The organism is Streptomyces sp. NPDC005494, from assembly GCF_042872025.1.
Classification (GTDB): domain Bacteria; phylum Actinomycetota; class Actinomycetes; order Streptomycetales; family Streptomycetaceae; genus Streptomyces.
This window is the reverse complement of record NZ_JBIAJR010000036.1, coordinates 1-1,334: the sequence shown is the minus strand read 5'-3', so window position 1 is coordinate 1,334 and position 1,334 is coordinate 1. Positions and strand designations below refer to the sequence as shown.

The following is a 1,334-nucleotide window of genomic DNA, read 5'->3' as shown; positions in this document are numbered from 1 at the left end:
GGGTGTGTCCGCGGAACGGTGTAACTCCGTTGGTTGATTTCAGTTGTTGGTCATGCCGGTGGTGAGCCGGCCGTCGAACGCGATGTCGAAGGCGTTCAGGGCCGGTTTCCAGCGGCGGGTCCACGCCTTCGTGCCGGCGCCTTTCGGATCCAGGCTCATGATCGCCAGGTAGACGCACTTGAGCGCGGCCTGGTCGGTCGGGAAGTGGCCGCGAGCCCGGACGGCCTTGCGGATCCTGGCGTTGACCGACTCGATCGCGTTGGTCGTGCAGATGATCTTCCGGATCTCCGCGTCGAAGGAGAGGAAGGGCACGAACTCTGCCCAGGCGTTCTCCCAGAGCCGCACGATCGCCCGGTACTTCTTCCCCCATTTCTCCTGGAACTCGCCGAACCGCTCGGCCGCCGCGGCCTCCGTCGGAGCCGTGTAGACAGGCCGCAGATCCTTCGCGAGCTTCTCCCAGTCCTGCTGGCCCGCGTAGCGGAAACTGTTCCGCAGCAGATGAACCACGCAGGTCTGGACCACGGCCAGGGGCCAGACGCGGGTGACCGACTCGGGAAGTTCCCTGAGCCCGTCGCAGACCACCATGAGAACATCGGCGACGCCCCGGTTCTTGATCTCGGTGAGGACGTGCTGCCAGTACTTTGTCCCCTCACCGCCGTCACCGACCCACAGGCCGAGGATGTCGCGGGTCCCTCCCGCCGTCACGGCGAGCGCCATGTAGACGGGCCGGTTGGCGACCTGGCCGTCACGGATCTTCACGTTCACGCAGTCGATGAACACGACCGGGTAGACACGGTCGAGCGGACGGTTCTGCCACTCGGCCATCCGCTCGAGAACGCTGTCCGTGATCGTGGAGATCGTCTGCTTCGACACCTCGGCGCCGTAGACCTCGGCCAGATGCGCCGAGATCTCTCCATGGGTCAGGCCCTTCGCCGACAACGACAGCACCATCTCGTCGACGCCCGTCAGACGCCGCTGCCGCTTCTTCACCAGCTCCGGCTCGAACGACCCGTTCCGGTCCCGCGGAACGGCGATCTCCACCGGCCCGACCTCCGTCGTCACCGTCTTCGACCGGTGCCCGTTGCGGTAGTTCCCGCTGCGGCCGTCCTCCGCCCGCTCGCCGCTGTCCCGGCCCAGATGGTCGGTGAGCTCGCCCTCCAAAGCTCCCTCCAGCACCAGCTTCGTCAGCTGAGCGAGAAGTCCTCCCTCTCCGGTCAGGTTCACGCCGTCGGCCTTCGCCTGCGCCATCAGCTGGGCCACCAGAGCCCTGTCCAGAGACGGCGCGACCGCCTCCTCGCCCGCCTCGACAGTCGAACGCGTATTCTGCTTCACGG

At 66.6% G+C, this 1,334-nt stretch carries 1 protein-coding gene; it reads right to left on the bottom strand.

Translation table 11 applies throughout. The features are described 5' to 3' along the window. Positions 1 to 39: 39 nt before the first annotated feature. Positions 40 to 1,332 (bottom strand): IS256 family transposase, encoded by a 1,293-nt coding sequence (locus ACFYQ6_RS34945; RefSeq protein ID WP_388766891.1) that lies wholly within the window; start codon positions 1,330 to 1,332, stop codon positions 40 to 42. Positions 1,333 to 1,334 lie beyond the last annotated feature (2 nt).